This is a genomic window from Cupriavidus sp. F041 (assembly GCF_057814235.1).
In genome coordinates, this window is record NZ_JBVASY010000001.1 from 3,641,576 (window position 1) to 3,656,202 (window position 14,627).

Below are 14,627 nucleotides of genomic sequence, written 5' to 3' on the forward strand. Positions count from 1 at the left end.
CCCGGTTTACGGCGCGCGCGAGACCCGGCGCTTTGCTGTCCTGCATCGACGCTGCGATGAGCCGGCGGCACGCTCCGCATCGGATGGGAGCTAAGGCGCGCATGCAGTACACCCATACCAGGCAATGCGCGATCCGGTTACGCGCCTGGCAACCACGCGCGGCGGCGCAGTATGTGCACGCCATTGGCGCGGCAGGAAAGACGCCTTACTTGGCGGGCGCTTCCGCCGCGCGCTTGTCGGCGTCGCGCAGCCGCTTGACGGCTTTGCCCAGCAGGCCGCCTTCGCTATCGGATACCGCGGCTTCCAGCGTGGTCAGCGCTGCCCTGATCTGCGCGCCGTGGGCGGCGGAGAAGGCCTGGTCTTCAATCAGGGCGTCGGCCTCCTTGCGGGCGCGCTTGCCCAGCTTGCGGGCGAACTCGGGGTCGAGCTGGCCTTGGGCGGTGGCGTTGGCGATATGGTCGAGCAGGGCGATCAGGCCTGGCGCCGTAGTGGTGGCCGGCACGGCTTCCTCGGTCTTCCTGAGCTTTTTGGGCATAGTTCTTTTCCTCCGGTTGGGGCTCGATTCTATCGCTGGGGCAGAAGCGGGGCCTGCCTCCAAATATGAAAGATTTGTGACAATCATGAGCAGGAAAGGCCTCGGCGCCCAGCGATTTGGTGCGGTGCACACCATAGCACATCGCGGCACGGAATCCTCCGGCCGGCACCACTGGCACCGGGGCACGGGGCATGAAAAAAGGGGAGGCGCACGGCGAGCGCCTCCCCTTTTTCCGTGGCTGCCGCCCCGCGGAGGGTCAGACCACCGTGGCCAGCGCCAGGGTCAGCAGCAGCGCGATCACCGAGATCAGGGTTTCGCAGACCGACCATGTCTTGAAGGTCTGGGCCACGGTCATGTTGAAGTATTCCTTGACCAGCCAGAAGCCGCCGTCGTTCACGTGCGACAGGATCAGCGAGCCGGCGCCCGTGGTCAGCACCAGCAGTTCGGGCCGGGTGCCCGGCACGCTGGCGGCGATCGGCGCGACGATGCCGGCTGCGGTGGTCATGGCTACCGTGGCGGATCCGGTGGCGATGCGGATCAGCACCGCGACCAGCCAGCCGAGCAGCAGCACCGACACATGCGCGCCGGTGGCCACGTCGACGATGGCGTTGGAGATACCCGAATCGCGCAGCACGCGGCCAAAGCCGCCGCCGGCGCCGACCACCAGCGTGATGATGGCGGTGGGCGCCACGCACTCGTTGGTGAACTTCAGGATGTTCTCCCGGTTGAAGCCGCGGGCCTTGCCGAAGGTGTAGAAGCTCACCAGCGCGGCGATCAGCAGCGCGATCACCGAGTTGCCGATCAGCTTGAGGAAATCATTGAAAAAGGTCTTGGGCGTGCTGATGACATCGGCCCAGCTGCCGATCAGCATCAGGAACACGGGCAGCAGGATGGTGAACAGCGTGATGCCGAAGCCGGGCAACTGGTGTGATGCCTTGACGCTCTCGTCCTCCTCGGTGAACTGGTCGGCCAGCGGATTGATATCCGGCAGCTTGACGTAGCGGTCCATCAGCTTGGCGAACAGCGGGCCGGCGATGGCGGCGGTGGGGATGCCGACGATCAGCGCGTACATGATGGTCTTGCCGATGTCCGCCTTGTAGGCGGTCACCGCCAGCAGCGCGGCGGGGTGCGGCGGGATCAGCCCGTGCACCACCGACAGGCCTGCCACCATCGGGATGCCCACCAGCACCATGGAGGTCCCGGTGCGCTTGGCCACGTTGAAGGCGATCGGCACCAGCAGCACGAAGCCCACCTCGAAGAACACCGGCAAGCCGACGATAAAGGCGATGGTGACCATGGCCCAGTGCACGTTCTTCTCGCCGAAGGCATCGATCAGCGTGCGCGCGATGCGTTCGGCGCCGCCGGATTCGGCCATCATCTTGCCGAGCATGGTGCCCAGGCCCACGACCAGCGCGATGTGGCCCAGGGTGCCGCCCACGCCGGCCTCGAACGATTTGACGATGTCGCCCATCGGCATGCCCACGGCAAAGCCGAGCAGCACCGACACGACGACCAGTGTGATGAAGGGGTTGAGCTTGAACTTCGCGATCAGCACGACCAGTGCGATCACGGCGATCAGCGCGTAAAGCAAGAGTGTGGTTCCGGTTACGGCGCCCATATTGTCTCCTTTGTGCGGGGTCCGCCGGTGGCCCGGCGGGGCTCCCCCGCGTCCGCTATGAAAAGGGCCGCGCTGGCGGCGGCCGGTTCAGGTTGTTCGTGGCAGGCTGGCCTGGGTTCAGGCCGTCGGCTTCTTGTAGGCGATGCAGTCCACTTCCACCTTGCAGTCGACCACCATGCTCGACTGCACGCAGGCGCGCGCCGGCGGGTTGGCGCCGAAGTACTCCTTGAAGATCTTGTTGAAGGAGGCGAAGTCGCGCGCGTCGTCCAGCCAGACGCCGCAACGCACGATGTGCTCGGTGCCGTAGCCGGCTTCGGCCAGGATGGCCAGTACGTTCTTGATGGCCTGGTGGGTCTGGGGCACGATGCCGCCGTCGATCACCTCGCCGGCCACCATCGGCACCTGGCCGGACACATAGAGCCAGCCGTCGGCTTGCACGGCACGGGCAAAGGGCATGTGCTGGCCACCGGTGCCGGCGCCGCCTTCGACGCCAAATCGTTTGATATCCATGGGAACTCCTGAAGCAGATTGCAGATTGCAGATTGCAGATTGGGTTTATTGCTGGCCACGCGGGGCGGGAGCGCGGCCGGGATTCACCGCGCGGGTTGCCGGCCGCGCGGCCTCGTTACTGTGGCGTTGCGGCGTTCGCCCCAGCGGGCTTGCCGCGTGCAAGGAAGCGGCCCGCGCGCGTGCCGGTGGGCCGGCGCTGTTGCCACGACAGCTCGCCGTTGACCCACACCGCGGCGATGCCCTCGGCTGGTTGCATGGGGTCGGTGAAGCTGGCCGCATCGCGAATCGTGGCGGCGTCGAACAGGACCAGGTCCGCCCAGTAGCCTTCGCGCACGAAGCCGCGTTCGGTCAGGCCGAAGCGTTCGGCCGACAGCCCCGTCATCTTGTGGATCGCTACCGTCAGCGGGAACAGCTCGCGATCGCGCGCGTAATGGCCAAGCACACGCGGAAAGGCGCCCCACAGGCGCGGGTGGGGCAGGGGATCGTTGGGCAAGCCATCGGAGCCCACCACGGTGGCGGGGTGGCTCAGGATGCGGTCCACGTCCGCGTCTTCCATGCAGTGATAGACCGCGCCGGCCGGCTGCAGGCGGCGCGCGGCGTCTTCCAGGCTGAGCTCCCACTCGGCGGCGATGTCGGCCAGCAGCCGGCCGCCCATGTCCGGGTGCGGTTCGGACCAGGTCACCATGATGTCGAAATCGCTGGTGACCTGCTTGAGGTCGAGCGTGGAGGAACTGGCCGTGTAGGGATAGCAATCGCATCCCACCGGCTGCCAGCGCTGGGCCCGCTCCAGCGTGTCCAGCACCTCGGCGCTGCGGCCCCAGTTGTCGACGCCGGCGCATTTCAGGTGCGAGATCACCACGGGCACGCGCGCGTGCCGGCCGATGCGGAAGGCTTCGTCCATCGCTTCCAGGATCTCGGCGAACTCGCTGCGCAGGTGGGTGGCATAGAGCGCGCCGGCGCGGGCCAGCGGTTCGGCCAGCGCCAGCACTTCGTCGGTGGTGGCGGAGAACGCATTGGCGTAGGCCAGCCCGGTGGACAGGCCAAGCGCGCCATGGTCGAGCGCTTCTTCAAGCTGCGCGCGCATGGCGGCGATCTCGGCCGCGGTGGCGGTGCGGTCCAGCCGGTCCATATGGTTGCTGCGCAGCGCGGTATGGCCGACCAGGGCCGCCACGTTGACGGCCGGCTGCGCCGCCTGCACGGCTTGCGCATAGGCGCCGAAATCGGGATAGCGGAAGGCGTCGGCGGTGCCCAGCAGGTTCATCGGGTCGGGCGGCTCGCCGCGCAGCGCGACGGGCGCCGCGCTGATGCCGCAATTGCCGACGATCACGGTGGTGACGCCCTGTGACAGCTTGGGCGTCATCTCGGGCTGGCGTACCACATTGGTGTCGTCGTGCGTGTGCACGTCGATAAAGCCAGGGGCCAGCACCAGCCCTTCGCCTTGCACCACATGCGCGGCGCTGCCGGGATCGATGCCGTCGGCACCGTCCTCGAGCATGGCGATGCGGGCGATGCGCCCGGCGCGCAGCGCCACGTCGGCCAGGCGCGCTTCGGCGCCGGAGCCGTCGAGCAGGGTCGCGCCGCGGATCAGGGTGTCAAACAGTTCAGGCATGGTCAGTCTCCGAGCGGCTGGCGGCTTTCCGGGGCATCCGGTCCGGCAGTGTTGCCGCGGTGCGCGTCGAGCACGTACTTGAGCCGCCGCAATTGCTCCTGGCTCTGGTCCTGCTGGAGCAGGGCGAGCTGGGTAGCCAGCACGTCCATCACCAGCAGCATCGCGTAGCGCGAGGCCGAGGGCTTGAAAATAAAATCGGTTTCCAGCGTGCGCACCGGCAACAGCACGTCGGCGCGTGCCGCCAGCGGCGAGCCCAGCGCGGTCACCGCGACCAGCTTCGCGCCGTATTCGCGGGCGATATCGCAACTGGCCAGCATCTCGGGCACATTGCCCGTGGCGGAGAAGGCAAGCACGACATCGTCCTTTTGCAAGGTGGCCGCCACCATCTTCTGCAGCAGCGCGTCCTGGTAGCTGGCCACGGGACGGCCCAGGCGGGCCAGGCGGTAACGCGCCTCGTCGGCCATGAAGGACGAGCCGCCACCCATGCCAAAAGCGTAGACCATGCGCGCCTCCAGCAACAGGCGCGCCGCACGCTCCATATGGTCGGGGTCGATCAGCTTGCGGTTGACCTCAAGTGAGTCCAGGATATCCGCATGAATGCTGTCGGCCAGCGTGGCCGGCGACGGCTCCGCCGCGCGGGCGACTTCCGCCTGCAGGAAGCGCTGGCCCACCGCGGTGGCTTGCGCCAGGCGCAGCTTCAGATCGCGCACGTCGCGGCAGCCGATGGCCTTGGCGAAACGGGTCACGCTGGCCTCGCTCACCCCGGCCTGGCGCGCCAGTTCGTTGATGCTGGTGGCCGCCGCGCCTGCCAGGTCCTGCAGGATCACTTGCGCGACCTTCTGCTCGGCCAGGCGCAGCGTGGGGCCACGCTCGGCAATGCGGGTCAGGATGTCGAAGGGCGCGGACATGGTTGGCAGGTCGGTGGTGGAGGCAAGCGGTTCCATCGGGCCAATGTCGCCCCGGAGCCAGCTTTGAATGTTACTTTATAACAAGGGTGAAATATCGTAATTTCAAGGCTATCATTACGTCAATCGGAATTTTTCAGGATGATGGCAGCATGCGTGAAATAAAGTACCAAGCCGGCACGATCGATCCGCTCAACAAGGCGCTGGGCAAGCTCGAGGCGCCGCTGGCGCCCGATGACGCTGGCCAGGTAGGCTGGAAATTGCTGGCCGAAGACCTGAGCCTGCCGGCGGCGGTGCTGTATGAAGAGCGCCTGGTGCATAACCTGGAGTGGATGCGCCGCTTCATGGGCGAGTACGGCGTGCAGCTGGCGCCGCATGGCAAGACCACCATGGCGCCCAAGCTGTTCGCGCGCCAGCTTGCCGCCGGCGCCTGGGGCATCACCCTGGCCACCGCGCACCAGACCGCCGCCGCGTATGCGCACGGCGTGCGGCGCGTGATGATGGCCAACCAGCTGGTTGGCCGCCGCAATATGGAAATCGTGGCCGACCTGCTGCGCGATCCGGATTTCGAGTTCTTTACGCTGGTGGATTCGCCTGAACTGGTGGACCAGCTCGGCGCCTATTTCAGTGGCCGCGGGCAGCAGCTCCAGGTCTTGCTGGAGCTAGGCGTGACAGGCGGCCGTACCGGCGTGCGCGACGCGCGGCAGCAGGAGGCCGTGCTGGCGGCGCTGACGCGCTGGCCCGGCGTGCTGTCGCTGGCCGGCGTGGAAATCTACGAAGGGGTGCTGAAGGAAGAGGCCGACATCCGCGAGTTCCTGCAACGCACCGTCGCGGTGACGCGCGAACTGGCCGCGGCGGGGCGTTTCGGCCGCAACCCGGTGGTGATGTCCGGCGCGGGCTCGGCCTGGTACGACGTGGTGGCGGAGGAGTTCGCCCGCACCGACATCGGCACGCCGATCGACATCGTGCTGCGCCCCGGCTGTTACCTCACGCACGACGTCGGCATCTACCGGGCCGCGCAGCAACGCATCCTGGCCAGCAACCCGGTCGCGCAGAAGATGCGCGAGGGCCTGCTCCCGGCGTTGCAGCTGTGGGCCTATGTGCAGTCGATTCCCGAGCCCGACCGCGCCATCATCGGCATGGGCAAGCGCGATGCCGCCTTCGACGCCGGCATGCCGCTGCCCGCCCAGGTGTACCGCCCCGGCACGGAGGCCCCGGTGCCCGTGCCCGTGCACTGGGAAGTCACCGGCATGATGGACCAGCACGCATACCTGCAGATCCGGCCGGGCGACGATCTCAAGGTCGGCGACATGGTTGCCTTTGATATTTCGCATCCATGCCTTACCTTCGACAAATGGCGCCATATCCCGGTGCTCGACGGCGACCTGCGCGTGATCGACCTCGTGCAGACGTTTTTCTGAAGCGGCATCGCAGGCAGCAGTGACGAGCAGCAACGACAGCAACGAGCAGCAACGACAGGGGACGCTTGCACCATGAGCATCGACATTCTCGCTTTCGGCGAAGCACTGGTTGAGTTCAACCAGCAGCCCGACGATCCCACGCGCTACCTGCAAGGGTTTGGCGGCGACACTTCCAACTTCTGCATCGCGGCCGCGCGGCAGGGCGCGCATACCGGCTATATCAGCGCGGTGGGCGAGGACACCTTCGGCGAACGGCTGCTGGCGCTATGGACACAGGAGCGGGTCGATACCCGCCACGTGCGCATCGACGCCGGCGCGCCGACCGGCGTGTACTTCGTCACCCACGACGCGCACGGCCACCGCTTCGACTACCTGCGCAGCGGCTCCGCGGCCAGCCACTACAGCCACGAGAACCTGCCGCACCACGCCATCGCTGAGGCGCGCTACCTGCATGTGTCCGGCATCAGCCTGGCGATCAGCACCAATGCCTGCGACGCCGGCCTGGCGGCAATGGAGCACGCGCGCAAGGCGGGTTGCAAGGTCTCGCTCGATACCAACCTGCGCCTGCGGCTCTGGACGCTGGCACGCGCACGCGGCATCATGCGCGAGGCCTTTGCGCTCACCGACGTATGCCTGCCCAGCTGGGACGACATCACGGTGCTGACCGGTCTCAACGACCGCGACGCCATCGTCGACTACCTGCTGGGCTGCGGCATCGGGCTGGTGGCGCTGAAGCTGGGCGAGGAGGGTGCTTATGTGGCGACGCCCGAAGCCCGCTCGCTGGTGCCGCCGTACCCGGTGCGCCCGCTCGACGCCACCGGCGCCGGCGACTGCTTCGGCGGCAGTTTCGTCGCTCGCCTGGCCGCTGGCGACGATCCCTTCGAGGCCGCGCGCTATGCCAACGTGGCGGCCGCGCTCTCCACCACCGGCTACGGCGCCGTGGCGCCGATCCCGTTTATCGAAACCGTGCTGGCGCGAATGGCCCAGTCGGTTTCCGTAATTGCCTGATACCACCCTGGCGCCCGGCGCCGCCCAACGGGCGGCCGGGCAGGCAGGCTTGCAACCCCAAGCGCCAAGTCCCATCGTCCGACCTTACCGAACACCAACTGCCATGCAAACTCAATCTCCCTCGCTGATCGAACGCCTTGTTAACGTGCCGGTGATCCCGGTGCTCGAGTTTTCTTCCGTCGACGAAGCCCTGCATGTGTCCGAAGCCTTGGTCGGCGGCGGCCTGCCGGTGCTGGAGATCACGCTGCGCACGCCCGTGGCGCTGGACGCCATCAAGGCCGTGGCGGCAGCGTTTCCGCAGGCCTGCGTGGGCGCGGGCACGGTGCTGACGGCGGCGGACCTCAAGGCCGTAGGCGATGCCGGCGCGCAATTTGCGGTCTCGCCCGGGCTCACGCCGGCACTGGCCGTGGCTGCGCAGGGCGCCGGCGTGGCGCTGCTGCCTGGCGTGGCCACCGCCAGCGAAGCGATGGCGGCCATGGAGGCCGGCTTCAAGTTCCTGAAGTTCTTCCCGGCGGAAGCGTCGGGCGGGGTGCCGATGCTCAAGTCGCTCTACGGTCCTTTCGCGCAGTTGCGCTTCTGCCCCACCGGCGGCATCGATCTCGCGCGTGCGCCAAGCTATCTCGCTCTGCCCAACGTGGTGTGCGTGGGCGGCTCGTGGGTGGTACCCAAGGACGCCGTGGCCAAGGGCGACTGGGCGCGGGTGCGTACGCTGGCGCAGGAGGCTGCGGCGCTGCGCAAGACCGCCTGACGCCCGCCTGCCCGCCTGCCTGGGGCGTCGGACAAAGGCGGATAGCACGCTGCCTCGCCAGGTTCTAAGCTTGCCTTATCCGGACTGCTGGAGGCAGCATGTTTGCGCGATTGGCGGGAAAGGCGGCGGGTAGCGCGGCAAGCTCCGCGGGAAGCCGGGCCCGCCGGCTGCGCCGCGCGCTGGTTTGCGCGCTGGTCCTGTTTGCCGAGTCCTGCGCCAGCCTGCCACCGCCTGTTCCTCGCGAGCAAACCGCCGCCCTGTCCGACCCTGCCACCACCGCCCTGGGGCGGTTGGTCGCGGAAGGCTCGCCCGACCCGGCCCTGTCTGGCTTCCACGTGATCGCCTCCGGCGAGGAAGCCTACGGCACCCTGATTTCGCTGGCGAACCATGCCACGCGCACGCTGGATCTCCAGTACTACCTCATCGAGGCCGACGAATCCTCCCGCGAAATCCTGCGCCACGTGCGGGCAGCCGCCGAGCGGGGCGTGCGTGTGCGTGTTCTGGTCGATGACCTGCACGGCGATGGCAAGGACCGGGCCTTTCTGCGCTTCGCGGGACATCGCAATATCGAAGTGCGCATGTTCAACCCCTTCCCGGCGGGGCGCTTCTCCAAGTTCACGCGGATGCTCTCTTCCGCCACCGACGTCCGGCGGCTGAACCGGCGCATGCACAACAAGGCGTTTATCGCCGACAACGCACTGGCCATGACCGGCGGGCGCAACATCGGCAACGCCTATTTCCTGAGGGCACCGGATACCAATTTCGTCGATCTCGACGTGATCGCGGCGGGGCCTGCCGTGCGCCGGCTCTCCGCTGCCTTTGACCAATACTGGAACAACCCGCTGGCGGTATCGGTGGAAACGCTCGCGAGCCCGGCCGAGACGGCGGACGCGGCCGCCAGCGCGGCCCGGCCCGGGCAGACCCTGGTCGACGCGGAAACCGAGCGCAAGCGCATCGAGGCACAGGGCATGACGCCGCCCGGCACAATCGACGCACGCGCCAGCTTCCTTGGGCGCCAGTTCGCGGGCGGCGGCAAGCTTGCGCTCGAATGGGCATCCGCCAGCGTGATGGTGGATGCGCCGAGCAAGGCGTCGCCGGACCAGGAGCCCGCTGCCAGCAAGACCATGGGTGAAGAACTGGGCCACATGCTCAGCGGGGCGAACCAGGAGATCATCCTGATCTCGCCATACTTCATCCCTGGCGACCGCGGGGTGGCGTGGATGGCGGAGCTGGTCAAGCGCGGCGTGAAAGTGCGCGTGCTGACCAACTCTCTGGCCGCCACCGATGCGCCCATCGTCCACGTCGGCTACCGGCGTTACCGGCCCGACCTGCTGCGCGCGGGCGTGGAGCTGCATGAGCTCAAGTCGCGACCCGGCCGGCCGCAGAAAATCATCGGGGATTACACGTCGTCGCAGGCCAGCCTGCATGTGAAGGCCGCGGTCGCGGACCGTACTAACCTGTTCGTGGGGTCGATGAACTTCGATCCCCGCTCGGCCAGCCAGAACACCGAGACTGGCCTGATCGTCCACAGCCCGAAGCTGGCGCAGCAAGTCGCGCAGCTATTTGCCGGGGCGATCGATGACAACAGCTACCTGCTGCGCTTGTCCGGACAGGGCGCGGTGCAATGGGTGGATGGCAAGGGAGACAAGGCGGTGGTGTTCGATACCGAGCCGGATACCAGCTGGTCGAAGCGCACATGGATCGACGTGCTCGCGCCTTTCACGCCGGAGCAGCTGCTGTAACACCCCCGGCGCGCTGGCCGGTCATGCCGGGGATGACGTGCGAGGCGGCGGAGGGTAGCGACGGGCCGGTGGCGCAACGCCAGGCCCACTCCCGCCAGGCACCGGAGCCGGTGCCGTCGACGCATCCTACTTGCTGCGATCCGCCGCGCCTTCGAGTTTCTGGCCGCCCTTCTGAATATCCTGGCCGAGCCCGGCCATGGTGTTGCAGCCAGCCAGCAAGGTGGCAAACAGAATGCAGAAGATCCATCCTTTTTTCACGCCAGACTCCTTTCGATCATTGAATTCGCCGCAATTCTACCGTTGTCGCTGGGCACTATTGAAGCGCGATGCATGTCATTTTGTAACCGTTCGTGCCCGGCGAAACGTGCGGCGGGATGCCGCATTCCGGGGAGGCGGCAGCAGCACGGGCGGCCTGCCTACGCCAGCAGCTCGCTCGCACGGGCGCAGATGGCCGCATGTGTCTGCGCCAGCCACTGGGCCGGGAAGAGCTGGGCCAGCAGGTAGCTTTGCACGGCACAGCCAGATCATACGGCACGGCAGGCGCCGCTCGAAGGGTCGCGGATACAGGGATAGTGCGGATTCGCAGGGGCTTGACGGAGGTCGAATCCGGCGCCTGGCGTAACCAGGCCCGGTTCGGCAGGCGCGGCGCGGAACCCGCCAGGCCCGGCGGGCAGGGTGATCAGCCGGTGGTTTCGGCGTCGGCGCCGTCCTCGGGCGGCACGCGCGAGGACAATACCTTGTCGATGCGCTTGCCGTCCATGTCGACGATCTCGAACTTCCAGTCGGCCCAGCGCACAGTGTCGCCGGTTTGCGGGAGCCGGCCCAGCAACAGCAACAACATGCCGGAAAGCGTGTGGTAGCGCTCTTTGTCCTCTTCCGGCACGTGGCGCAGGCCAATGCGGTCTTTCAGCTCGGGGATGGGAATCAGGCCATCGAGCAGCCAGGAGCCATCCTCGCGCTGCACCGCCCATTCCTCGCCGGTGCCGTCCTGCTTGAATTCGCCGGTGATGGCTTCGATCAGGTCCTGCAGCGTGACCAGGCCCAGCACCTCGCCGTATTCGTCGATGACGAAGGCGATCTGGCCACCCGAGATGCGGAAATTCTCCAGCAATTCCATGCCGGTCACACTCTCAGGTACGAAAACCGGAGGTTGCACCACGGCGGCCAGGTCGGTGGGCTCGCCGCGCAGGCGGCGCGCAAGCAACTGGCGCGCGCTGACCACGCCGAGCATGTCGTGCATGCCGCCGCGCACCACCGGGAAGCGCGAGTGATCGGACTCCTCGATGCGGCGCAGGTTTTCTTCCAGCGGGACTTCCACGTCCAGGCAGACCACGTCGCCGCGCGGCACCATCAGCGAGGTGAGCTGGCGGTCGTCGAGGCGGAACACATTGCGCACCATGGTGTGCTCGTGCTGCTCAATGACGCCTGCCTCCGAGCCTTCCACCAGCAGCGCATGGATCTCTTCTTCGGTGACGGCCGGGCCACGGCCGCTCTTGACGCCAAGCATGCGCAGCACCAGCCGGGTCGAGCTGGAGAGCAGCTTGACAAAGGGCGTGGAGGCCAGCGCCAGGAAGGAAATCGGGCGTGACACCAGGCGGGCGATGGTTTCCGGCGCCATCTGGCCGAGACGCTTCGGTACCAGTTCGCCAAGCACGATGGAAAAGTAGGTCAGGCCCGCCACAACGATGATGGTTGCCACGTAACCGGCGGTCGACTCCTGCAAGCCAAGGCCTTGCAGCCACACACCAAGCGGCTGGGCCAGGGTGGACTCGCCAACCACGCCGTTAAGCACGCCGATCGAGGTGATGCCGATCTGCACGGTCGAGAGGAAGCGGGTGGGGTCTTCGCCCAGCTTGATCGCCTCGATGGCGCCGCGGTCGCCTTCTTCGATGCGCCGTTGCAGGCGGGCCTTGCGAGCCGTCATCAGGGCGATTTCGGACATCGCGAACAGGCCGTTGATCAGAATCAGCGCCAGTAATATGGCAATTTCCATCAGGGTGCGCGCCCTGTGCGCGCAGGAGTTATCGAGGCCCAAAGCATAACATCGCTGTGTGTCAGGACCGCTTCCGGCCTTGCGCAGAGTGGCTTACTCATCTCCCGGCGGTACTTTGCGCCGAACGAGGCACCGCCCTCCGCGCAGCGCGAAAACCGAACGATGCGCCGTTCGAATTCACGACGTTCGAGACGGTGCAAGTCGCTTGTTCCCACTTTCCGGAGCCCGGGAATATTCGATATCCCATTGATATAAAAAGAAAAAACGCTTGTCTCCGCTGGCTGGCACAGCGGTTGCGATACAGACACCGGACCACCGTGCCACGCGGTGCGTCTGGCAACGGCGCTGCCTGGCAGCTGCCGTGAACGCTGTCAAAGCAAGGAGACAAGGATATGGAAGTGCAATCACAAGTCCAGGTGATGGGCATCGACGCCGGCGGCACGATGACCGACACCTTCTTTGTGCGCGCCGACGGACGGTTCGTCGTCGGCAAGGCGCAAAGCAACCCGGAAGACGAATCCCTGGCCATCTTCAACTCCTCGGAGGACGCGCTTGCGCACTGGCAGCGCGGCGTCGACGACGTGTATCCCGAACTGCTGACCTGCGTGTACTCGGGCACCGCGATGCTCAACCGCGTCGTGCAGCGCAAGGGGCTGGACGTGGGCCTGATGGTCAACAAAGGCTTCGAGCACGTCCATTCGATGGGGCGGGCCATCCAGAGCTACCTGGGCTACGCGCTGGAGGAGCGTATCCATCTCAACACGCACCGCTACGACGAACCGCTGGTGCCGCTGTCGCGTACCCGCGGCGTGACCGAACGCACCGACGTGCAGGGTGAGATCGTCATCCCGCTGCGCGAACACGAAGTGCGCCAGGCGACGCGCGAACTGGTGGCGGCCGGGTCCAGGGCCATCGTGATCTGTTTCCTGCAGTCCCACAAGAACGGCACCAGCGAGCAGCAAGCGCGCGACATCGTGCGCGAGGAACTCAAGAAACTGGGCGCCGATATCCCCGTGTTCGCCTCGGTGGACTATTACCCGCAGCGCAAGGAAAGCCACCGGATGAACACCACGGTGCTCGAAGCCTACGCGGCCGAGCCCTCGCGGCAGACGCTCAAGAAGGTCAGCGACCGTTTCAGGAAGCACGGCGCCAAATTCGACCTGCGGGTGATGGCCACCCACGGCGGCACCATTAGCTGGAAGGCCAAGGAACTGGCGCGCACCATCGTCTCCGGCCCCATCGGCGGCGTGATCGGCTCCAAGCTGCTGGGCGAGACCCTGGGCTACGACAATATCGCCTGTTCCGACATCGGCGGCACCTCGTTCGACATGGCGCTCATCACCAAGGGCAACTTTGCCATTGCCGCCGATCCCGACATGGCGCGGCTGGTGCTGTCGCTGCCGCTGGTGACGATGGACTCGGTGGGCGCCGGCGCGGGCAGCTTCGTGCGGCTCGATCCCTACAGCGGCGCCATCAAGCTCGGTCCGGACAGCGCGGGATACCGCGTCGGTACGTGCTGGCCGGAGAGCGGGCTGGACACGGTGTCGGTTTCCGACTGCCATGTGGTGCTGGGCTACCTCAATCCTGACAACTTCCTTGGCGGCGCCATCAAGCTGGACGTCGAGCGGGCGCGCCAGCATATCAAGGCGCAGATCGCCGATCCGCTGGGTTTGTCGGTGGAGGATGCGGCAGCGGGCGTGATCGAACTGCTCGACCTGCAACTGCGCGAGTACCTGCGCTCCAATGTAAGCGCCAAGGGCTACAACCCGACCGAGTTCGTCTGCTTCTCCTATGGCGGGGCAGGGCCGGTCCATACCTATGGCTACACCGAAGGGCTGGGGTTCAAGGACGTGATCGTGCCGGCGTGGGCGGCGGGCTTCTCGGCATTCGGCTGCGCCTGCGCGGACTTCGAATACCGCTATGACAAGAGCGTCGACCTGGCGCTGCCGCAGGACGCCGCCGAGGCGGACAAGGCCCAGGCGGCCCAGACCATCCAGAAGGCGTGGTCGGACCTGGCCGCCAAGGTGATCGAGGAGTTCAAGATCAACGGCTTCAAGCCCGAAGACGTGATCCTGCGCCCCGGCTACCGCATGCAGTACATGGGCCAGCTCAACGACCTGGAAATCAGCTCGCCTATCGTCAGTGCCGCCACAGCCGGGGACTGGGAGCAGATCGTCGATGCCTTCGAGGAAACCTACGGCAGGGTGTACGCCAGCTCGGCGCGTTCGCCGGAACTGGGCTTCTCCGTCACCGGCGCGATCATGCGCGGCATGGTGATTACCCAGAAACCGGTGCTGCCGGAAGACCCGGAAGGCGGGCCGAAACCGCCTGCGCAAGCCCGCCTGGGAACGCGCCCGCTGTACCGCCAGAAGCAGTGGCGCGACGCGGTGCTGTGGAAGATGGAGGCGCTGCAGCCCGGCAACATCATTACCGGACCGGCCATCATCGAGTCGGACGCGACCACCTTCGTGGTGCCTGAGGGCTTTGCCACCACGCTCGACAAGCATCGCCTCTTCCACCTCAAAGAAGTGAAGTAAG

Annotated in this window: 12 protein-coding genes; 5 read left to right on the forward strand and 7 right to left on the reverse strand. The window is 66.7% G+C overall.

From position 1 onward, the window contains the following. Nucleotides 1-205: 205 nt before the first annotated feature. The 5 genes from ACZY0R_RS16805 to ACZY0R_RS16825 all read right to left on the reverse strand — a co-directional run bounded on the left by ACZY0R_RS16805 (nt 206) and on the right by ACZY0R_RS16825 (nt 5,180). Nucleotides 206-535, reverse strand: a complete 330-nt coding sequence (locus ACZY0R_RS16805) for a hypothetical protein (protein ID WP_045239742.1) — start codon at nt 533-535, stop codon at nt 206-208. Between the two features lie 256 nt (nt 536-791). Continuing rightward, nucleotides 792-2,153, reverse strand: coding sequence for a GntP family permease (locus ACZY0R_RS16810; protein ID WP_045239743.1), 1,362 nt, complete (start codon nt 2,151-2,153; stop codon nt 792-794). A gap of 117 nt (nt 2,154-2,270) precedes the next feature. Beyond that, nucleotides 2,271-2,663 carry a RidA family protein gene (locus tag ACZY0R_RS16815; RefSeq protein WP_045239744.1) on the reverse strand — a complete coding sequence of 131 codons (393 nt, stop codon included), beginning with the start codon at nt 2,661-2,663 and terminating at the stop codon, nt 2,271-2,273. 115 nt (nt 2,664-2,778) lie between these two features. Then, nucleotides 2,779-4,272 (reverse strand): N-acyl-D-amino-acid deacylase family protein, encoded by a 1,494-nt coding sequence (locus tag ACZY0R_RS16820; RefSeq protein ID WP_488859436.1) that lies wholly within the window; start codon nt 4,270-4,272, stop codon nt 2,779-2,781. Nucleotides 4,273-4,274: 2 nt separating this feature from the next. Continuing rightward, nucleotides 4,275-5,180, reverse strand: coding sequence for a MurR/RpiR family transcriptional regulator (locus ACZY0R_RS16825; RefSeq protein ID WP_441627878.1), 906 nt, complete (start codon nt 5,178-5,180; stop codon nt 4,275-4,277). A 149-nt stretch (nt 5,181-5,329) separates the two neighbouring features. Here ACZY0R_RS16825 and ACZY0R_RS16830 point away from each other — a divergent pair, with 149 nt between their 5' ends. From ACZY0R_RS16830 to ACZY0R_RS16845, 4 genes are all read left to right on the forward strand, one after another. Beyond that, a complete protein-coding gene (locus tag ACZY0R_RS16830) occupies nt 5,330-6,598 on the forward strand; it encodes an amino acid deaminase (protein WP_488859437.1) in 1,269 nt (422 codons plus the stop codon). Nucleotides 6,599-6,670: 72 nt separating this feature from the next. Next, on the forward strand, nt 6,671-7,606 hold the full coding sequence (locus ACZY0R_RS16835) for a sugar kinase (protein ID WP_045239747.1): 936 nt from the start codon (nt 6,671-6,673) through the stop codon (nt 7,604-7,606). Nucleotides 7,607-7,709: 103 nt separating this feature from the next. Further along, nucleotides 7,710-8,354, forward strand: coding sequence for a bifunctional 4-hydroxy-2-oxoglutarate aldolase/2-dehydro-3-deoxy-phosphogluconate aldolase (gene eda, locus ACZY0R_RS16840; protein ID WP_045239748.1), 645 nt, complete (start codon nt 7,710-7,712; stop codon nt 8,352-8,354). A gap of 98 nt (nt 8,355-8,452) precedes the next feature. Beyond that, on the forward strand, nt 8,453-10,096 hold the full coding sequence (locus ACZY0R_RS16845) for a phospholipase D family protein (protein WP_488859438.1): 1,644 nt from the start codon (nt 8,453-8,455) through the stop codon (nt 10,094-10,096). A gap of 126 nt (nt 10,097-10,222) precedes the next feature. Here the strand turns inward: ACZY0R_RS16845 and ACZY0R_RS16850 are convergent, their stop codons facing one another. Both ACZY0R_RS16850 and ACZY0R_RS16855 read right to left on the reverse strand, forming a co-directional pair. Next, entirely contained in the window at nt 10,223-10,354 is a 132-nt protein-coding gene (locus ACZY0R_RS16850; RefSeq protein WP_035861400.1) for an entericidin A/B family lipoprotein, read from the reverse strand. A gap of 421 nt (nt 10,355-10,775) precedes the next feature. Next, nucleotides 10,776-12,089: a hemolysin family protein gene (locus tag ACZY0R_RS16855; RefSeq protein ID WP_488859439.1), complete on the reverse strand. Its 1,314-nt coding sequence runs from the start codon at nt 12,087-12,089 to the stop codon at nt 10,776-10,778. Nucleotides 12,090-12,481: 392 nt separating this feature from the next. Here ACZY0R_RS16855 and ACZY0R_RS16860 point away from each other — a divergent pair, with 392 nt between their 5' ends. Then, nucleotides 12,482-14,626, forward strand: a complete 2,145-nt coding sequence (locus ACZY0R_RS16860; protein ID WP_488859440.1) for a hydantoinase/oxoprolinase family protein — start codon at nt 12,482-12,484, stop codon at nt 14,624-14,626. Nucleotide 14,627 lies beyond the last annotated feature (1 nt).

Bases quoted from the DNA above. Each gene is read 5' to 3' on its own strand.
- ACZY0R_RS16825 (WP_441627878.1), bottom strand. From the start codon at position 5,180: ATGTCCGCGCCCTTCGACATCCTGACCCGCATTGCCGAGCGTGGCCCC.
- ACZY0R_RS16805 (WP_045239742.1), bottom strand. From the start codon at position 535: ATGCCCAAAAAGCTCAGGAAGACCGAGGAAGCCGTGCCGGCCACCACT.
- ACZY0R_RS16810 (WP_045239743.1), bottom strand. From the start codon at position 2,153: ATGGGCGCCGTAACCGGAACCACACTCTTGCTTTACGCGCTGATCGCC.
- eda (WP_045239748.1), top strand. From the start codon at position 7,710: ATGCAAACTCAATCTCCCTCGCTGATCGAACGCCTTGTTAACGTGCCG.
- ACZY0R_RS16835 (WP_045239747.1), top strand. From the start codon at position 6,671: ATGAGCATCGACATTCTCGCTTTCGGCGAAGCACTGGTTGAGTTCAAC.
- ACZY0R_RS16860 (WP_488859440.1), top strand. From the start codon at position 12,482: ATGGAAGTGCAATCACAAGTCCAGGTGATGGGCATCGACGCCGGCGGC.
- ACZY0R_RS16820 (WP_488859436.1), bottom strand. From the start codon at position 4,272: ATGCCTGAACTGTTTGACACCCTGATCCGCGGCGCGACCCTGCTCGAC.
- ACZY0R_RS16815 (WP_045239744.1), bottom strand. From the start codon at position 2,663: ATGGATATCAAACGATTTGGCGTCGAAGGCGGCGCCGGCACCGGTGGC.
- ACZY0R_RS16845 (WP_488859438.1), top strand. From the start codon at position 8,453: ATGTTTGCGCGATTGGCGGGAAAGGCGGCGGGTAGCGCGGCAAGCTCC.
- ACZY0R_RS16855 (WP_488859439.1), bottom strand. From the start codon at position 12,089: ATGGAAATTGCCATATTACTGGCGCTGATTCTGATCAACGGCCTGTTC.
- ACZY0R_RS16830 (WP_488859437.1), top strand. From the start codon at position 5,330: ATGCGTGAAATAAAGTACCAAGCCGGCACGATCGATCCGCTCAACAAG.